The following is an 18,722-nucleotide window of genomic DNA, read 5'->3' on the forward strand; positions in this document are numbered from 1 at the left end:
CTTGATGGCTTGTTATCTGTCATGCTTGATCGTCCGAGGACCCGCCCGTCGAGGGCGGGGAAGCGGCGGAGACCGGAGCCGCGATTCCCTCGTTGATCGTGTTCTCGATCGCCCGGACGATGCCGTTGTAGCCCGTGCAGCGGCAGATGTTGCCGGACATCGCCACGCGCACCTCTTCGCGCTCCAGAGGCTGCCGGTGACGTACGAGGTCGTAGCCCGCGATCAGCATCCCCGGCGTGCAGAAACCGCACTGCAGGGCGCCCTCGCGGGAGAAGTTCGCCCGCAGACGGTCCGCGTCGGGCCCGTCGAGCGCCTCCACGGTCAGGACTTCCGCCCCCGCGCACGACGCGGCCAGGGTGAGGCAGGAGCGCATGGGCAGCTCGTCGACGAGGACGGTGCAGGCCCCGCACACTCCCTGTTCACAGCCCAGATGGGTACCGGTGAGACCGAGATGGTCCCGCAGTAGGTCGGCCAGCGTGGTCCGGGCCGGCACGGTGACCGTTCGCCGCTGCCGGTTCACCCGCAGCTCGATGGTGACGTCATTCATGGTGTGGTGACTCCTCCGCGGCCAGCAGCGCACGGTGCACGGTGACCACATGTAGTTGCAGGGCGTGCCGCTCGTGGGGCTCCGCCCCGCCCGGATCGGCGCCGATATCGGTGGCGACGGAATCGAGCAGGTCGGCGGGGGACAGCTCACCAAGGGTGAAGTCCTTCACCAACTGCTCGGTGTGGGCGAGGCGCACCGGTGTGTCCCGGGCCGCGCCGAGCCACAGACGCGCGTCGGCGGTGTGTCCGCCGGCGGCGAGTTCAAGCTGCGCGACGGCGAGCGATTCGGCGAACTCACCCGGTTTACGGGCCATCTTGTACATGCCCCAGCGGGTGGTGGGCGCCATCCGCGGGACCTCCACGCCCACGATCAGCTCGTCGGGTTCCAGTGCCGTGGCGAAGAACCCCAGGAGCAGGTCGGTGACGGGGATGCGCCGGACGCCTCGGACCGACAGGGCGTGCACGACGGCCCCGACGGCCGACATCACGGTGGGCCACTCCGCGGAGGAGTCGCTGTGGGCCAGACTGCCGCCGACGGTACCGCGGTTGCGGATCGCCGGATATCCGATGCCCCGTGCCGCGTGGCTCAGCAGCCCCGTCGTGACATCCGGCACCAGCCGGTGCTCGAACATCATGTGTGTGGTGGTCGCACCGTAGGTGGCGCCGGTGCGGCTCTCGGTCGTCCGCCGCAGTTCGGCGATGCCGGTGATGTCCACGAGATGGGCGGGCTCGGCCAGCCGCATGTTCATGATCGGCAGCAGGCTCTGCCCGCCGGCGATGACCTTGACGTCGTCGCCGAGGCTGTTCAGCAGCCCGGCGGCCTCGGCGGTGGTGGACGGCCGGTGGTACTGGAACTCGGCGGGTTTCATCGGGCCGCCCCCGCCGCTTCGGCCCCGCGCGATGCCTGGGCCCGCTGAAGAGCGGTCCATACCCGCATGGGTGTCATGGGCGTCTCGTTCGCCTCCGCGCCGAACTCGCGCAACGCGTCGGTGATGGCGTTGGCGATCGCCGCGGGGGGAGCGATCGCGCCGCCCTCGCCCGCGCCCTTCATGCCGAACACCGTGTTGGGGGAGGGGGTTTGGATGTGCCCGATCTTGATCATCGGTATCTCTGTCGCGCCGGGCATCAGATAGTCGAGGAAGGTGGTGGCCTTCGGTTGCCCGTCGGCGTCGTGGACGATCTCTTCGAGCAGCGCGCTGCCGATGCCCTGCGCGATGCCGCCGATGATCTGGCCGTCCACGATGAGCGGGTTCACCACGGTTCCGCAGTCCTCGACGATGCCGTAGTCGAGGAGCGTCGTCGCGCCGGTGTCCAGGTCGACCTCCACCACCGCGGCGTGCGTGGCGTAGGTGAACGCACCCGTCTGCACCTCCGGGCGGTAGTAGAAGCTCACTTCGAGGCCGGCCTCCACCCCGGGCACGTGATCGGGCGTGAACAGGAATTCCTTGGCCAGCTCCTGGTAGGTGACCGAGCCTGACGGCCCGACCACCCGGTGGTCCTCCAGCCGTAGGTCCGCGACGGGCTCCTTGAGTAGCGCGGCACCGATGCGCTTGACCTTCTCGGCGAGCATCTTCGCCGCTCCGTGGGTGGCTCCTCCGGCCATCACCATGGAGCGGGACGCGAAGGTGCCGTCACCCCGGGGCGTCAGCGCGGTGTCTCCGTGCACGACCGTGACGTGCTTCGGATCGACGTCGAAGACCTCGCTGACGACTTGCGCGAGCGTGGTCTCCGAGCCCTGGCCGTGACTCTTGATGCCGACGCTGAGGGTGAGGCTCCCGGTGGAGTCCATCTCCAGCCGGGCGCCCTCGGTGCCGATCGTGATGGCCAGTCCGCGGGCCGCCCACTCGATACAGCCGTGCGCGGTCTGCTCGGTGAAGGAGCCGTAACCGATGCCGATCCTGCGGCGCGAGTCCGCCGGTACGCTCTGCTGGCGTTCCCTCCACTGCTTGTGGCCGATGAGTTCCACGACCTGGCGCACGGCCTCGGGGTAGTCCCCGCTGTCGTAGACCTTGTTGGCGACAGAGGTGTACGGCATGTCCTCGGACCGCACCATGTTCTTGATCCGTATCTCGTACGGCTCCATTCCCAGCTTGTGTGCCAGTTCGTCGAGGGTCCGTTCGATGGCGAAGCAGGCGCCGGGCCGTGCCACCCCGCGGTAGGGCCCGAGCGGTGTCTTGTTGCTCGCGACGCTGCGGGTGCGGAAGCGGTAGTTCCGCAGCCGGTAGGGGCCGGGAATCATGGCCGAGGACATCGTGGCGTCCATCGTCGCGGTCCACGGATGCACCGAGTACGCCCCGGCGTTGACGAGGATGTCGGCCTCGACGCCGAGCAGGGTGCCGTCCTCGGCGGCGTGCGCGGTGACCCGATAGTGGTGGTCACGGGCCTGCGTGGAGGACACCATGCCTTCCCAGCGGTCCTCCACCCAGCGGATCGGGTGCTCCAGCCGGACCGCCACCGCGGCGAGAGCGACCTCCTCCGGGTAGACGGAGCACTTGGCGCCGAAGCCGCCGCCCATGTCCGGCGCGATGACCCGGACCCGCCGCGCCTCGATGCCCAGCAGAATCGCGATCATGTCGCGGATCATGTGCGGGGTCTGGGTCGACGACCACACGGTGAGCCGGCCCGTCGTCCGGTCGTCGTGGGCGATCACACCCCGGGTCTCCAGCGGTACCACGGCCTGCCGGTTCATGGTGTACTCGCGGGTGATCGACACCGCCGCCGCCCGCGCCGCGGCGTCCACGTCGCCGAGATCGCCCGACGTCGTGACGAAGACGTTGTCGGGCCAGTCGTCGTGTACGAGCGGCGCGTCCTGCGCGAGGGCGGAGGGGAAGTCGACCACCGCCGGCAGCGGCTCGATGTCCACGGTGATGCGCGCTGCCAGGTCCTCGGCCGCCGCGCGGGTGTCGGCGATGGCGATGGCGATGGGCTCGCCGACGTAACGCACCTTGTCCACCGCGAGGTTGGGCAGGGGCGCCGTCCTGAAGCCTTCGAGTGTCGATGTCGCCGTGAGGGGCATGGCGAGCGGGGCGATGTCCTCTCCGGTCCATACCGAACCGGGCTCGGCATCCTCGGGAACGCGCACCGCCCTGATCCGGCCGTGCGCGACCTGGCTCCGCACGAAGGCGACCTCCTTGAGCCCCGGCAGTTTCACGTCCGCGATGAACGAGCCCCTGCCGGCGAGGTGCTTGGCGTCCTCCCGCCGCGGTGTTCGGGCTCCGATCCCGTGGCGTCGTGTGACTTCGCCGTCGTCGGCGGTCATGCGAACCTCCTTGTTGGCCTCAACGCAGCTCCCCTGCCGACGGACCACTGCGTCGGCGGAAGCGACGAGTGCGATGCCGTCCCCGGCTAGGCCGCTGCGACAGATCGTATGCAACTTTCTCGTGGGTGGCCAGTGCTTGCGTACCCCGGCGACGTGGTCGAGACGCCCCTCGGAGGGGCTGGGTCGATGGATCGCGGTGTGGCACTCGCGGGTGTGGCTGTGCTGGAGCAGTGGTGCAGGGGTCGACCCACCTAGGGATCGGCTCCGCGTTTCCGCTGCTTGTTCGCTTCCACCCCTTGACTTTACGGGCGACGGCAACCCACTCTTTGGAATATAGAATTCTATCTACTCCAGGGCAACCATCACTTCACCTGGAGCGGGTCCGCTTCAGCCCGGTCGCCGAACAGCGATCCGCCGGCATCGCGGTCCGTATCTGTCGGCGCCATGCGCGCCGCAGGTTGTATCCAATCATTCGCGCGGATGGGAGAAGCCCATGGTGGCGGCTCCGCTGCGGAGGAGGAGAGATCCCGGTATGAACGCGACGAGCAGAGCGGCCGTGCTCCACGGCCCCGGCGAGCTCCGGATCGAGGAGTTCCCCCTGCCCAGGACCGGCAGGCACGACGGACTGCTGAAGGTGGAGGCCACCGGCGTCTGCGGCACCGACATGGCCGCCTACCACGGAGTCAACCCCTACTACGAGCTGCCGTGTGTCCTCGGGCACGAGTTCGTCGGAACGGTCGTCGAGATCGGCCCCGAAGCCAGCGCGCGATGGGGCGTCGTCGAGGGTGACCGGATCGTCGTGGAGGAATACCTGCCCTGCGGCACCTGCCGCTCCTGCCTGGCGGGCGCCTACCAGATGTGTCGCGTGCCGCGATACGGCGGCAAGTCCATTCATGACGGAAGCGGCCTGTACGGAGCCTACAGCGACTACCTCTACCTGCATCCGCAGTCTATCGTCCACAAGGTCTCCGGCGACGTGCCGGCCGAACTGGTGCAGCTGTACATCCCCCTGTCCAACGGCCTGGACTGGGTCTCCGAGGTCGGAGGCCTGCGGCCCGGCGGGACCGTCGTCATCGTCGGGCCCGGTCCGCACGGTCTGTCCTGCGTGGTCGGCGCGCGTGAGGCCGGGGCCGGCTCCGTCATCGTCGTCGGGCGTCCCAGTGACGACGTGCGCATGGATGTGGCCCGTGCCCTGGGCGCCGACCACACGCTCACCGGCCCGCCCGAGGACGTCCTCGCGGTCGTCGAGGAGATCACGGGCGGACACCTCGCCGACACGGTGATCAACGCCGCCGACTCCTCGGCCGCGTTGGACACGGCGCTCGCCGTCGCGGGCGACCGGGCGACGGTGGTCCAGGCCGGACTGGCCAAGGGAGGCGGCGGTGGCGCCGAATCCATCGTCGACGCCATGAACCGCAAGGTCCTCACCCTCAGGGGAGTGCGGGGGCGGCCCAGCAGTGCCGTGCCCCCGACCCTTCGGCTCATCGAATCCGGCAGGTACCCACTCGCCCGGATGTGCACCGGCCAGTTCCCCATAGAGCAGACCGAGCACGCCCTGACCCTCGCGGCCAAGGACCCCTCGGCGATCCGCTCGGTCATCGTCCCCGCGCTCACCTGAACGCTTCGACAGGAGGCAAGCACATGACAGTCGACAGCGCCAAAGAACCCCTCATCACCGATGACTGGCGGGTCAGCGGCCGGATCTACCGCGACCCCGGGATCTTCGCCCGCGAGATGGCGGAGATCTACGGCCGCACCTGGGTCTTCGTGGCCCACGAGAGCGAGATCCCGAACGGGGGTGACTACAAGACCGCCCACCTCGGACGCCAGCCGGTGATCGTCAACCGCGGGGCGGACGACGGCGTCGTCCACGTGATGTTCAACCGCTGCCGGCACCGCGGAGCGTCGGTCTGCCAGCGGGAGTTCGGCAACGCCAACTACTTCCGCTGCGCCTACCACGGATGGACCTACGACTCCACGGGACAGCTCACCGGGGTCCCCTTCGACGACGGCTACGGCGAGGACTTCGACAAGGCGGCCATGGGCCTCGTGCACGTGCCGCGCGTCGAGACCTACCGCGGCTTCGTCTTCGCCAGTCTCCACGCCGGCATCGAGCCGCTGGCCGACTACCTCGGCAACGCCCGCCGCTACCTCGATTTCATCGCCGACATCGGGGACGGCGGGCCGGAACTCGCCTCCCACGCCCACAAGCTCGTCTACAAGGGCAACTGGAAGCTCCAGGTCGAGAACACCATCGACCCCTACCACTTCTCCTTCACCCACAAGAGCTGGCTCGACATCCTCAAGGAACGCAGCGGCCAGAGCAGCCCCTGGGTCAAGAACGTCCGCGCCAACCCTCAGTGGCGGGGCATCGACCTCGGCGGCGGACACGCGGTGCACGAGTTCGGCAGCATCGACGGCGACACCGCCAACGCCCACGCGATCGCCATCGGCGAGCTGATCCCCTTCAACCTCAACGTGTTCCCCAGCCTCGCCTTCGTCGGGGCACACCTGAGGCTGATCGTCCCCCGCTCCGCGGACGAGACCTGGGTCTACCTCTACCCGATCTTCCCCAAGGGCGCCGACGAACAGACCCGCAGCCGCATCCTGCGCGACCATGAGATCTTCTACGGCCCCGCCGGCTTCGGATCCACCGACGACATCGAGGTCGCCTTCGACCGGGTGACCGCCGGCGTCGAGGGCTCCGCCAGCGCGGCCGACTTCACCCTCATGAGCAGGGGCCTGGACCGCGAGGAAGTCGACGAGTCCACCGGCATCCGCATCGGCCGGTCCTCCGACGAAGTGCCCCAGAGGGCCTACCTGCGCCGCTGGATCGAGCTGATGGAGGCCGACGTTGACAACGGCTGAAACGTCCCTGCAGCATGCGGTGGAACAGTTCCTGTACACCGAGGCGGCGCTGCTCGACTCGGAGGACTTCCCGGCCTGGCTGAAGCTGTTCACCGAGGACGCCCTGTACTGGATACCGGCCGTCGCCGACGACATCGACCCCACCCGCGAGGTGTCGATCGTCCACGACGACATCGCCGCCCTCTCCGAGCGCGTGTGGCGCTTCGACAGCGGTCTCGCCTACGCGCAGGAGCCGCGCTCACGCACCGCCCACCTGATCACCAACGTCCGGGTCACGGACGTACGGTCCCCGGGCGAGGGCGCGCAGGAACTGGACGTCGAAGCACGCTTCCTCGTCGCCGAGTTCCGCAGGGGCAGCCGCCACCAGCACGTCGGGCGCTACAAGTACGTGCTCCACCGTGAAGACGCAGGGTTCCGGATCCGTCGGAAGAAGGTCGAACTCATCGACATCGACGGCCACTTCGGAAACCTCAGCCTGCTCCTCTGAGGGGAACCGCATGTCGAGCCACGAAGCCCCCGGCCCCGACGAGAGCGCCGAGGAACTGCGGCTGGAAAGCATCATCGCCGCCCTGCGCCCCGACCCCGACCGGATGATCGTCCGCAACGAGTTCGCGGTCGTCGCGGTCACCGTCCGAGACGCGGGATCCGCACGCCCCCGGCTGCTCATCGAAGACCTCCGCACCCGCCAGACGGTGGAACTGGACGCCCTCGAACTGGAATCGCTGGCCTGGTCCCGGCACCGGGACCTCGCACCACTGCTGGACCCCAGCCGCACGCGCTGGGCCAACTCCGACGACCAACACGCGCATTGAGAAAGAGCAGCACACCATGACCGCAGCAACAGCCCAGAAGTGGATCTGCATGTCGTGCGGGGACATCTACGACCCCGCCGAAGGCGACCCCCTGGCCGGCATCGCCCCGGGCACGGCCTTCGAGGACCTCCCCGACGACTACATCTGCCCCATCTGTGGCGCCCGCAAGAGCGACTACGAGCCCTACGTGGAAGAGGCAGCGTAATGCCGGTACAGGACCTGGACGTCGACATGCTGCTGATCGGCGGTGGCGTCGCATCGGCCGCCGCGGCGGGCGAGCTGCGCAACAGCGGGTTCGACGGATCCATCGCACTCGTCACCCGCGAACTCGATCCGCCCTACCGCCGGCCCGCGGTCACCAAGGAACTCCTCGGCCCCAAGGCCGAGGCCCACGATCCCGCGGTGCAACCGCCCGACTGGTGGGCGGCCAACGAGATCCAGCTGCTCACCCGCTCCGCGGTCGCCGCCCTCGACACCGACGCCCACACCGCGACCCTGGTGAACAAGAGGGCGCTTCACTACCGGAAGGCTCTCGTGGCGACAGGAGCCGGAGTGCGCAGGCTCTCCGTCGCGGGGGCCTCGCTGGAAGGCATCCACTACCTGCGCGCACCGGGCAACGCGCACAAGCTGCGGACCGAGGCGCGGAACGCGCGACGTGCCGTGCTCGTCGGCGGATCGTTCATCGCGGTGGAGGCCGCGGCGTCGCTGACGGCGATCGGGGTGCACTGCACCATGGTGATGCCCGAGCGCGCCCCACTGGAGACCGCCTTCGGCCCCACCGTCGCCGACCACGTCTCCGACATGCTGCGCGAACGCGGGATCACACTCGTGTGCGGCCGTCAGGTGGTGGAGTTCACCGGCGAAGGCAGGGTCGACGGAGTGCGCACCGACACGGGCGAGCAACTGCCGGCCGACCTCGTCGTGGTGGGCATCGGCGCCATGCCGGACGCCAAGCTGGGCGCCGCCGCCGGTCTCGACATCGGCGTCACGGGAGGCATCGCCTGCGACGAGGCCCTGCGCACCAGCGCCGAGGACGTCTACGCGGCGGGCGACGTCTGCGAGTACTACAGCCTCGTGCACCAGCGTCGCATTCGCGTCGAGCACGAACGGCACGCGGAGGCACAGGGTGTGACAGCGGCACGCAACATGCTCGGGCTGGCCACACCACATGTGGAAGTCCCGTACTTCTGGACCGATCTCGCCGACTGGGCCCGGTTCGAATACGTCGGCCCGGCGGTGGACTGGGACGGAGAACGCATCACCGGATCCCTCCGCAGCGGAAACTTCACCGTCTGGTACCTGCTCGGCGAGCGGGTCGTCGCGGCCCTGACCTCCGGACGCCCCGAGGACCTCGATCACGCTCGCGAACTCATCTCCTCGACGAGGAACACCGCCCCGAAGTAGCAGGAAGGAGGGCGCAGCACTCAGCTCGGCGATCGCCGGCCGCGGCAGCCCCGCACGGACCGGCATCGCACCACCGTCCCCCGTTAGGCTGGGTATCCAGACAGGAGCTCTCCCCATGGAGAATTCACCGGACGTAGCACCTCTCAGACCATCGACAACCGTGGCTACCGCAGAAGAAATGCCAACCCGGTCGAAGAAGGCGACGAGGGCCGCGTTCCTCGGGTTCGCCGTCGACTACTACGACATCTACCTCCCCGTGGTGGCCCTCGCGCCCGCCATCCAGTACTTCCAGCCGGAATCGATCTCAGGTTCGCTCGAGACGACGCTCTTCTACCTGACCTTCGCGTTCACGCTGATCGGCAGGCCCATCGGCTCGGCCATCTTCGGCAGCCTCAGCGACAAGATCGGCCGCAGGAAATCCACTCTCATCGCCGTCGCCGGCTTCACGGTGGCGACCTTCCTGATGGCAGCCCTCCCCGGATATCAGGCATGGGGATACGGCGGGCTCGGCACCCTGATGTTCCTCCGGCTGGTCGGCGGCGTGTTCATGGGCGGCGAGTACACCAGTGCCAACCCGCTGGCACTGGAGTCCTGCCCCAAGGAGAAGCGGGGCTTCGTCGGAGCGCTGATCGCCTCCGCCTACCCGATCGGCTACATCGCCATCTCGCTGGTCACTCTGCCGCTTCTCCGGCTCCTGCCGACGCAGGGTCTGCATTCGGACTACGTCCAGTGGGGATGGAGAATCCCCTTCGTCGTCGGCGGCCTGCTCGGTGTCGTCTTCTTCTGGTACTTCCACCGGTCCATCGAAGAATCCCAGGTGTGGGAAGAGGAATCCAAGAAGGCCGCTCCGTCGGAGAAGCCGCCGCTGCGCCAGCTCTTCCAGGGAGAGAACGGTCGTCGGCTCCTCCAGGTCATGCTCCTGATGAGCGGGCTGTGGTTCGCGGTCCAGTCCATCATCTCACCCATGTCAGGGCTGCTGATCGTCTATCTGAAGCAGGGGTCCGACTCCGTGACCACCGCCCTGCTCCTCGCCAACGTCGCCCTGTTCCTCGGTTATCTGGCCTACGGCCGGCTCGGGCAGAAGCACGGCAGGCGGAAGGTACTGTTCCTCTCGGGCCTCGGCACCGCGATAGTTTCCGCCATCGCCTTCTACGAGACGGTTCACATTCTGCGAAGCGGCGGCAGTTTCACCCTCGCCATGGTCGTCTACACCATCTGTCTGGTCGTGGCGATCGCGCCGTACGGCGTGGCGACCGTTTACCTGCTGGAAGCCTTTCCCACCCGTATCAGGGCCTCCGGATACGGTGTGGCATACAGTTTCTCCCTGGTCATTCCGTCGTTCTACAGCTTCTACATGCTGTGGCTGTCGAACGTGATGCCGTACGTCTACACACCGCTCGTCCTGATCGTGCTCGGTGGCGTACTGACTGCCCTGGGGGCCAAGCTCGGGCCGGAGACCAAGCACGTGGACTTCACTCCCACGCAGGCCTGACACACGTAAAGCCGGGGACGGGGCCGGCCGACGAAATCCGGCCCCATCCCCTTCTCTCGCTATCCGCATTCCATGGCCGGGTAGCCGTTTCCCGAAAAGGAGAGAGCATGATTCGCCACGTATTCCTGTGGAAGGTGACCGCCGAAAGCGATCCGGACGAGGTCATCGATCTGCTCACCCAGCTGTCGACTCGCATCCCGTCGCTGCGCAGCTGGGAGATCGGCAAGCACAAGGGCGACCCCGGGGACAACGGTGAGCCGTGGGACGGCATGCTCATCTCCGACTTCGACGACTGGAAGGGGCTCCAGGAGTACTCCGACCACCCCTTCCACGTCGAGGTGGTCGAGAAGCTCAAGCCCATGGTCGCCGCCCGCGCAGTGGTCGACGTCGAGAGGACGGACGCCTGATGGCCCCGAAGGCAGGGATCAAGGTCGCGACGAGCCCCTACGGTCCGGACGACCAGCTCGGCGCGCTCAACCTCATGACGCCGGCTTCCCAGGCAGCCATCCTCGCCAGGGCCGACGCCTCCCGCGTCTACGACCTCAGCATCGACTACTTCGTCGGCATGCCGAGTTTTCAGGCCGCCGGTGACCCCGCCTACCAGATCTTCATGAGCCACACGCCCGCGGGCACGCCCGTGGACAACCTCAACGGTGTGGGGAACGAGATCAACCAGCGGGTCTGTTACTCCGGCGACGTCGTCTTCATGTACACCCACACCGGCACCCACATCGACGCCCTGAACCACTTCGGGATCGACGGGAAGATCTACAACGGGTTCACCGCCGACGAGCACCTGGGCAGCCGGCACTGGGACCGCGGCGGTGCCGAACAGATCCCCCCGATCGTGGCCCGCGGCGTGATGCTGGACATCGCCGCACTCAAGGAGGTGCAGTGCCTGCCGGACTCCTACTCGATCACGGTCGAGGACTGCCGGCAGGCGCTGAAGCAACACGATCTGTCCCTCCGGCCCGGTGACGTCGCCCTGATCCGCACGGGCCGGATGGCCTTCTGGCCGGACGGCTCCAAGGTCCTCGGCTCGCCCCCCGGCCTCGGACTGGACGCGGCCCGCTGGCTGACCGGCCAGGGCATCATCGCCGTTGCGGCGGACCAGGAGTGCGTCGAGGTGGGTCCCTCCGAGCACGAGGACAACTGGTTGCCCGGCCACTGCCACTTCCTTGCCGAATCGGGTGTGCCCATGATCGAACTGGTCAACCTGGAAGAACTGGCGGACGCCGGCGTCCATGAGTTCTGTCTGGTGGCCGCCCCGATCAGGCTGCGCGGTGCCACCGGCGCCCCGCTGCGTCCGCTCGCCATGGCCCTGAGGGACTGACCCCTTCCGCCACACACGGAAGACCTCAGGCGCCACCATGATGTCCCGGCTCCGCTCGCTCGGAGCCGGGACATACGGTGCATCCCACCCCTTCGCGATCGCCGATCTGCCCATAAAATGGACAGCGATCAATCCCTCGTCAGCAGCCGTGAGAACCGGATGTCGACTCGATCCCGCCGTACGCGACTCACCGGGTGGACCTCATGGAATCCAAGCATTCCACGCCGCTCAGCACCGGGCTCGACGGGCTTGTGGTGCGTCGTGACGACGCCATCGCCTCCGCGCTGCGCCGCGTACATGACCGTATGCACACGAGTACCTGCACGGCCTACCTGCTGACGGCGGACGCCCAGCTCCTGGTCGCCGCGATGACGGTCAACGCACCCCTGAGCTTCGCCATCACTCCCGAAGTCAAGGTGGAGAATCGCGCCTGGCCCGTTGCCGAGGCGTTCCTGACCGGACGAATGGTGGTCTTCGACGAACGAGATCTTCGGAATCTGTCGCACCAGTCGCCGGCGCTTCTGGTCACCACACCCTTTCCCATGGTGATAGCGGTCGCACCGATACGGACACCGCAGAACCGGTTCGGGGTCATCAGCATGCGCTGCGCACCCCCACGAGAGATCACCGCTGATGAGCTGACGTTCCTGCAAGCGACCGCGGACGCGCTGGCGGACGAACTGGAGGGCCTGGCCCGGCAGGGAGTGCCCATCGAAGGGCCTTCGATTCCCCTGTTCGTCTCCAGTCGGCCCGGTTCGCCGACCGCGGGCGCCCGGGGCGCCGTCCAGCAGCACCGGGAGGCGACGGCCTCGACGTCTACGCCGGGAAGTCCGTTCCTCTACCAGCTCCAACGACTCGCCACGGAACTCACCGCCGCGGTGGACACCAAAGGCATCCTCGCCGTCACCCAGAGCCAGATCGTCCGGCCCTTCGGTGGCGAGGCCGCGGCTCTGTGCCTCGTGGAGGGAGAACGCCTCCACGTGGTGGGAGCCGTGAGCCTGTCACGTGAGGTGCTCCATCGCATCGAGGGGACACCCCTGTCCCACCGCAGCCCCGAGACCGACGCCATCACCGGTGTCGAGGTCAAGATCTTCGCGACGGCCGGTGACATCTGGCGTGCGTACCCTGGTCTCGGCATCGATCTCGAGCGCCAGGCACGGGCCTACTTTCCCCTGATCTCCAACGGTCGTGCCGTGGGCTGTTGTGTCCTGGAGTTCACCGAGCCCGGCCATCCCCTGTCCGCCGAGGAGATCGCCGTACTCATGGTCATGCTGGAACAGGTGGGGCAGTCCTTGAAACGGGCACGGTCCTACGAGCATGAGCACGCGCTCACACAGACCGTCCAACGCAGCCTGCTGCCGCGGAGCTTTCCGCACCTTCCCGAAGTGGCCGCCACCGCACGCTACTTCCCGGCGGCAGAGGGCGCGGCGGTAGGGGGCGACTGGTACGACATGCTCACTCTGCCCAACGGAGGAGTGGGCCTCGTCATCGGCGACGTGGAAGGGCACAGCCTGGAGGCCGTGTCGGTGATGGGCCAGTTGCGCAGCGGAGTGCGTGCCTACGCCGCCGAGGGACATGCTCCGGCCCGTGTCCTGGAGCGGAGCAACAGGCTGCTCGCCGGGTTGGACACGGATCTGTACGCCACGTGCTGCTGCGTATGGCTGGACCCGGCGACCGGGCTCGTCAGCGCCGCGTCGGCCGGCCATCCCGGACCGGTGATCAGCGATGTCCGAGGGCGGATCATCGAGCCTGAGCTGTTGATCGGGCCGCCGTTGGGTGTCGAAAGGGATTCCGCCTACCAGCACTCCGAGTTCCAGTTGGACGCGGGCTCCGTGGCCGCCCTGTTCACCAACGGCCTCCTGGATTCACGCCAGTTGGGTATCGATGCCGCCGTCTCCCAGCTGGCCCGCAGGCTGGCCGACAATCGCCGCCAGGACCTGGAGGTGCTGGCCGACCAACTTGTCGGCCGTCGCCGACGTGCGGTGATCGACGACGACGCCGCACTTCTTCTGGTCCGGTACGAGGGCGTCCGGCCGGACGATCGCCCACGTCTGGCCCGGACGTCCATCGCACGCCACGACCTCCGTGGGGTGTCGCAAGTGCGTTGCTTCCTGCGCGACGTACTGCACGGATGGCAACGTCTGCCGCTGCTGGACGACCTGGAGCTGCTGGTGACGGAGGTCGTCACGAACGCCCTCATCCACGCTCACAGCGAAGTGGATCTGCGGTTGCGCATGTATGCGGACAGGATTCGTGTCGAGGTGCGCGACAGCGATTCCTATCCTCCGGTGCCGACGGCCCTCCTTGAGGACGAGACGAGCAACCAGGAGGCCGAATCGGGGCGCGGCCTCCTGATCGTCGACGCGCTCGCGCTCACCTGGGGCAGCTCACCTGCGGGCCGGGGAAAGACCACTTGGTTCGAGATCGCGGTTCCTGCCGCGGACCGTGAACCGAACATCGAGCCGGCCTGACATCACAGGAAGACGGACCGGGTCTCCAGGTACGCGTGGAGTCCTTCCGGGCCCAGTTCGCGTCCGTACCCGGATGCCTTGAAGCCGCCGCAGGGCACGGCCGGGTCGAATCGCAGCGGGTGGTTGATGTTCACCGTTCCCGTGCGGATGCGGCGGGCCACCGACAGGGCACGTTCGGGGTCCGTTCCGTAGACGGCTCCGGACAGCCCGAAGACGGAACGGTTCGCGATGTCCACGGCGTGGTCCTCGTCGCGGTAGACCAGCACGGTCAGCACGGGGGCGAAGATCTCCTCCTGGGCGACGGCCGAGTCGGCGGAGACGTCGGTGATGACCGTCGGGCGGACGTAGGCGCCGTACGTATCCCCTTCGGGGTGCGAGCCGACGGTGACGACATGGCCTCCCTCGGCACGTGCGGCGTCGATGTAGCCCAGGACACGCTCGTAGTGACGCCGGTTGATCATCGGGCCGAGCTGGGTGTCCGGGTCCGCGGGGTCACCGACGACCGTCTTCTCCAGCGCCTCGACGAGAGCGGAGACGACCTCGTCCTTGCGCCGTTCGCTGACGAGGAGACGGCTGGGCATGGCGCAGATGGCGCCGTTGTTCAGCGGCAGGAACGACGCGATGTCCTGGACGACGCGGTCCAGCGGGGCGTCGTCCAGGACCACGACCGCGGACTTGCCACCGAGTTCCAGAGTGACGCGCTTGAAGGTCCCGGCCGCCGATGCGGCGATGCTCCTGCCGACGGCCGTACTGCCGGTGAAGGAGATCTTGTCCACGTCGGGGTGCTCGACGAGGGCCCGGGACGCCTCGACGTCGGCCGCGACGATGTTGATGACTCCGTCCGGGATGCCGGCGCGGACGGCGGCGTCGGCCAGGAAGTGGATGCTCAACGGGGTCTCGGGCGACGGCTTGAGGACGAGGGTGCAACCCGCCAGCAGGGCCGGAGCGACCTTGAAGGCCGCCAGTCGCAACGGCGCGTTCCACGGCACGATCGCGGCCACCACACCCACGGGCACCTTCTCCACCAGGGCTCGCACACCCGAGGTGCCCTCGCGCTCCTCGACCAGGGCCGAGGACGGGGTGGTGTCGACGTAATGCCTCAGCAACTCGGAGAGCGCCTCCGCGTTGTTGCGGGCCATGTGTATGGACAGCCCGGTCTCGCCGAGGACGGTGTGCGCGGCCGTCTCGACGTCACGGTCCAGTTCCGCGGCCAGCCTGAGCAGGTACTCCCCGCGTTCGGCGTGCGAGAGGAGGGGCCACGGTCCTCGATCGAAGGCGCCCCGGGCAGCGGCGACGGCGTCCGCCACATCGCCAGGAGTGGCCGTGGCGGCCCGTCCGACCACCCTGCCGTCCACGGGACTGTGGACCGTGACATGGCCGCCGTCCGAAGCGTTTCTCCACGTACCGCCGATGAACAGGCCACGCTCGACGACGGAATTCTCGGTGTGGGACACAGTCATGGCGTTATTTCCTCCAGGTGGGATGAATACGGGGCGGCATGTGCCGGGATGTGCGGATCGAAGCCGCCGGGCCGGCGTCGCGAAAACCGCTGACGTGATCCCACTCAACCACTCACTCCGCGATCTCCGAAGCCATGAGCGGTACCCCGCTCGAAGTCGGTTGAACGAACCTGGGTCTGCCAGTCCCAGGTTCGAACGCGGAGGTCCCGAGGGGCTGTTCTAGAATGCGGGCATGCAACACAACGTGGCCCTGGGGGAATTCCTCCGATCGCGCCGCGCCCGCCTCACTCCGGAGGAGGCCGGCTTCAAGCCGCACGGGGGGCCTCGGCGGGTGCCGGGTCTACGACGGGAAGAGGTGGCACACCTCGCCGGGGTGAGCGCCGACTACTACGGACGCCTTGAGCAGGGCCGCGACCTGAACGTTTCGGAAGCGGTGCTGGGCGCCGTGGCCTCCGCGCTGCGGCTGAACACCACGGAACGTACTCATCTGTTCGAGTTGGCGAGTCGAGCGCCGACCATCGATGACGCGCCGCCCCCGGCCGGACAACAGCCCCTCAGGGCGGGGTTGATGACGCTTGTGCACACCCTGGACCACGTTCCGGTCGTGGTCGTGGGCAGACGGCTGGACGTGCTTGCGTGCAATGCCCTGGCGCGAACGGTGTTGACGGACTTCGAGCGAATTCCACCGTCCGAGCGCAACTTCGCCCGCTTCCTATTCCTCGATCCGCTCGCACGCGAACGCATCGTGGAATGGCGCGAGATGGCGGCCGACACCGTCGCGGCACTTCGACGCCACAGCGGGCGGCACAGGGGAGATCCACTTCTCGGGCAACTGGTGGCCGAGCTTTCCGCCCGCGACGCCGACTTTCGACACTGGTGGTCACATCACGACGTGCTCGACCCGGGACACCTCGTCAAACGCATTCGGCACCCCGCAGTAGGTGAACTGACCTTCCAGTGCGAGAGCGTCACCTTCCCGGACGACCCGGATGTGTACATGAACATCTATGCCGCCGAGGCAGGCTCGCGAACGGAGAAGGCACTCCGCTCACTCCGGGCGGCTGAACAATGCGGTCATGGCGCATCGGCGTTGTGATGTGAACTCTGCGGCGATCAACTCCGTTGAAGAGATGTGAGCGGGTGGTTCGTTCCCCGAGCTGTTCTGCTCGTTGTGGAACGCGTGCCGATCTGTTCGGCCGGACGGACGGACAACTCGTCGCGAAGGCAGAGGAACTGAAGCCCTTGCTGCGTGAGCACACGGCGGGATCCGAGGTGGATCGCCGACTGGTCGACGAGGTGAACACCGCCCTGGTGGAGGCCGGCCTGTTCCGGATGCTCGTGCCCAGGCGCTCCGGTGGTCACGAGGCGGATCTGCGAACGGTCCTCGAAGTCACCGAGACGCTCGGTCAGGGCGACGGCTCCGTGGCCTGGCTGGTGGGCGTCGCCTCCGTCGCGAGCTGGATGGCCGGACTGGCGTCCGAGCAGGCGCAGCACGACCTGTTCGGCGCGGACGCCGATGCCCGGGTCGCTGGAGGCAGCGCCCCCGCCCCGGCCCGACGGGTCGAAGGCGGCTATCGCGTGAGCGGGCGCTGGCCCTACTCCTCGGGTGCCAACCACGCCACCTGGGCCTCGGCCGGTGCCCTCGTGACCGATGAAGAAGGCGCGGTCGACGCGGTGCTGTGCCTGCTTCCGGCGTCGGAGATGAAGCTTGAGCAGACGTGGCGAACCGTCGGAATGCGCGGAACCGGCAGCGACACCTGGATCGCCGACGATGTGTTCGTACCCGACCACAGGATCGTCTCCATGGGACGGATGACCCTGGGTACATGGCCGATTCCCACTCAGGAGGCGATGTATCGGCTGCCGGTCGGGCCACTGGCCGGCCTTCCGCTGCTCGGGCCGTTGCTCGGTATCGGGCGTGCCGCACTCGATCTCGTGGTGGGCAAGGCACCGTCCAAGGGGATGCACCACACGTTCTTCGCGCGGCAGAGCGACTCGGTGGGCAATCAGATACAGGTCGCGGAAGCCGCGTTGAAGCTCAAGACCTCGCGTCTGCACGCCTATGCCATCGCCGACGAGGTCGACGCGGCGAACGCACAGGGCACGGAGGTCGACTTCGCCACCCGCGCCGAATACCGGGCCCAGTACGGCTACATCGCACAGCAGGTGCTGGAGGCTCTCCACATTCTCATCAACGTGCACGGCTCCGCCACGTTCGAGGAGTCCAATCTGCTCCAGCAGTACTGGCGTGATGCCAACACCGGCGCCCGGCACGCGGGACTCAACGCGTCCGTGGGGTACGAGGTGCTGGGCAAGACACTGCTCGGCATCAACGAACAGGTCACTCCGATGATCTGACCGGACCGGCACGGTCGGCGTCCCGCAGCGGCAGGGTCTCTTGCAGCCAGTCTCCGAGGGCGGCCAGCGCTTCGGTGGCGATACCGTGTCCCACCGGATCGCGTCTGGCCATGGTCGGCGCTTCCGACTGGACGGTCAGGTAGTGCCAGGTCCTGTCCAACAGCTCGCGTGGAATGACGTGGTCGTACACGCCCTGCGCGACGAAGACGGGGACGCCGGCCAGCCGCGCCGTGTCCGTCGGGAGTCCCGCGTCGAAGGGCAGCGTGCCGTACAGAATCGCCGCGCCGGCGAACCGGGCCGGGTCGTCCAACAGCAAGCCTCCCGCGAAAGCGGCTCCGCCACTGAAGCCGACGAGGATCACCGGACGGTCGTGCGGCGCCGCTCGGTCGAGCCAGTTCCGGAACCAGTCGATGGTCGCGCGCAACGACTCCGGAACCGGACGGCCGATACCGCGGTTGGCGAACCAGGCGAACCCGTTCTGTTCGGCGATCGGCGCACGCACTGCCGCGTACGACAACCCGGACGGCAGGGCTTCGGTGAGCCCGATGATCTCGCTTTCGCGTGAACCGCGGCCGTGGAGCAGCACCACCAGTGGTCCGTCCGCAGCTCCACGGGTCATGACGACGGGTGGATCGAACTGGCTCATGTCGCACCTCCAGCGTTGCGGTGTGGGTCGAGCATCACGATGGGGATGGATGTCGATCAGCGACTTCGGCGGG

Annotated in this window: 17 protein-coding genes; 12 read left to right on the top strand and 5 right to left on the bottom strand. The window is 67.9% G+C overall.

Translation table 11 applies throughout. The features are described from left to right. Nucleotides 1-19: 19 nt before the first annotated feature. From AB0F77_RS28530 to AB0F77_RS28540, 3 genes are read right to left on the bottom strand one after another with little or no spacing between them, the layout of a single operon-like run. The gene (locus AB0F77_RS28530; protein WP_361954531.1) at nucleotides 20-547 is read right to left on the bottom strand and encodes a (2Fe-2S)-binding protein; all 528 of its coding nucleotides are present in this window, start codon (nucleotides 545-547) and stop codon (nucleotides 20-22) included. After that, nucleotides 540-1,415 (bottom strand): FAD binding domain-containing protein, encoded by an 876-nt coding sequence (locus AB0F77_RS28535; RefSeq protein ID WP_361954532.1) that lies wholly within the window; start codon nucleotides 1,413-1,415, stop codon nucleotides 540-542. The genes AB0F77_RS28530 and AB0F77_RS28535 overlap by 8 nt, the downstream gene beginning before the upstream one ends. Continuing rightward, nucleotides 1,412-3,805, bottom strand: coding sequence for a xanthine dehydrogenase family protein molybdopterin-binding subunit (locus tag AB0F77_RS28540; RefSeq protein WP_361954533.1), 2,394 nt, complete (start codon nucleotides 3,803-3,805; stop codon nucleotides 1,412-1,414). Before AB0F77_RS28540 ends, AB0F77_RS28535 begins: the two co-directional genes overlap by 4 nt. A gap of 532 nt (nucleotides 3,806-4,337) precedes the next feature. On the opposite strand from AB0F77_RS28540, the gene AB0F77_RS28545 reads away from it, so the two are divergent. The 10 genes from AB0F77_RS28545 (at nucleotide 4,338) to AB0F77_RS28590 (ending at nucleotide 14,185) form a co-directional block, all read left to right on the top strand. After that, complete coding sequence (locus tag AB0F77_RS28545; protein ID WP_361954534.1) at nucleotides 4,338-5,423, top strand: alcohol dehydrogenase catalytic domain-containing protein; 1,086 nt, start codon at nucleotides 4,338-4,340, stop codon at nucleotides 5,421-5,423. 23 nt (nucleotides 5,424-5,446) lie between these two features. Beyond that, a complete protein-coding gene (locus tag AB0F77_RS28550; protein WP_361954535.1) occupies nucleotides 5,447-6,673 on the top strand; it encodes a Rieske 2Fe-2S domain-containing protein in 1,227 nt (408 codons plus the stop codon). After that, on the top strand, nucleotides 6,660-7,160 hold the full coding sequence (locus tag AB0F77_RS28555; RefSeq protein ID WP_361954536.1) for an aromatic-ring-hydroxylating dioxygenase subunit beta: 501 nt from the start codon (nucleotides 6,660-6,662) through the stop codon (nucleotides 7,158-7,160). Before AB0F77_RS28550 ends, AB0F77_RS28555 begins: the two co-directional genes overlap by 14 nt. Before the next feature lie 10 nt (nucleotides 7,161-7,170). After that, entirely contained in the window at nucleotides 7,171-7,485 is a 315-nt protein-coding gene (locus tag AB0F77_RS28560; protein WP_361954537.1) for a hypothetical protein, read from the top strand. A gap of 16 nt (nucleotides 7,486-7,501) precedes the next feature. Then, a complete protein-coding gene (locus AB0F77_RS28565) occupies nucleotides 7,502-7,690 on the top strand; it encodes a rubredoxin (protein WP_361954538.1) in 189 nt (62 codons plus the stop codon). Continuing rightward, the gene (locus tag AB0F77_RS28570; RefSeq protein WP_361954539.1) at nucleotides 7,690-8,889 is read left to right on the top strand and encodes an FAD-dependent oxidoreductase; all 1,200 of its coding nucleotides are present in this window, start codon (nucleotides 7,690-7,692) and stop codon (nucleotides 8,887-8,889) included. Before AB0F77_RS28565 ends, AB0F77_RS28570 begins: the two co-directional genes overlap by 1 nt. A 178-nt stretch (nucleotides 8,890-9,067) precedes the next feature. Next, the gene (locus AB0F77_RS28575; RefSeq protein ID WP_361954540.1) at nucleotides 9,068-10,381 is read left to right on the top strand and encodes an MFS transporter; all 1,314 of its coding nucleotides are present in this window, start codon (nucleotides 9,068-9,070) and stop codon (nucleotides 10,379-10,381) included. A gap of 107 nt (nucleotides 10,382-10,488) precedes the next feature. Continuing rightward, complete coding sequence (locus AB0F77_RS28580) at nucleotides 10,489-10,788, top strand: Dabb family protein (protein WP_361954541.1); 300 nt, start codon at nucleotides 10,489-10,491, stop codon at nucleotides 10,786-10,788. Beyond that, entirely contained in the window at nucleotides 10,788-11,714 is a 927-nt protein-coding gene (locus AB0F77_RS28585) for a cyclase family protein (RefSeq protein WP_361954542.1), read from the top strand. Before AB0F77_RS28580 ends, AB0F77_RS28585 begins: the two co-directional genes overlap by 1 nt. Nucleotides 11,715-11,917: 203 nt before the next feature. Beyond that, on the top strand, nucleotides 11,918-14,185 hold the full coding sequence (locus tag AB0F77_RS28590; protein WP_361954543.1) for a SpoIIE family protein phosphatase: 2,268 nt from the start codon (nucleotides 11,918-11,920) through the stop codon (nucleotides 14,183-14,185). A 2-nt stretch (nucleotides 14,186-14,187) separates the two neighbouring features. On the opposite strand, the gene AB0F77_RS28595 is transcribed toward AB0F77_RS28590, so the two are convergent. After that, the gene (locus AB0F77_RS28595; protein ID WP_361954544.1) at nucleotides 14,188-15,645 is read right to left on the bottom strand and encodes an aldehyde dehydrogenase family protein; all 1,458 of its coding nucleotides are present in this window, start codon (nucleotides 15,643-15,645) and stop codon (nucleotides 14,188-14,190) included. 232 nt (nucleotides 15,646-15,877) lie between these two features. On the opposite strand from AB0F77_RS28595, the gene AB0F77_RS28600 reads away from it, so the two are divergent. Continuing rightward, a complete protein-coding gene (locus AB0F77_RS28600) occupies nucleotides 15,878-16,741 on the top strand; it encodes a helix-turn-helix transcriptional regulator (protein ID WP_361954545.1) in 864 nt (287 codons plus the stop codon). Nucleotides 16,742-16,833: 92 nt separating this feature from the next. Then, entirely contained in the window at nucleotides 16,834-18,003 is a 1,170-nt protein-coding gene (locus AB0F77_RS28605) for an acyl-CoA dehydrogenase family protein (protein WP_361954626.1), read from the top strand. Here AB0F77_RS28605 and AB0F77_RS28610 read toward each other — a convergent pair. Continuing rightward, nucleotides 17,987-18,649 carry a phospholipase gene (locus tag AB0F77_RS28610; RefSeq protein WP_361954546.1) on the bottom strand — a complete coding sequence of 221 codons (663 nt, stop codon included), beginning with the start codon at nucleotides 18,647-18,649 and terminating at the stop codon, nucleotides 17,987-17,989. The genes AB0F77_RS28605 and AB0F77_RS28610 overlap by 17 nt on opposite strands. Between the last annotated feature and the right edge of the window lie 73 nt (nucleotides 18,650-18,722).

The sequence above is a fragment of the Streptomyces sp. NPDC026672 genome (assembly GCF_040638185.1).
GTDB lineage: Bacteria > Actinomycetota > Actinomycetes > Streptomycetales > Streptomycetaceae > Streptomyces.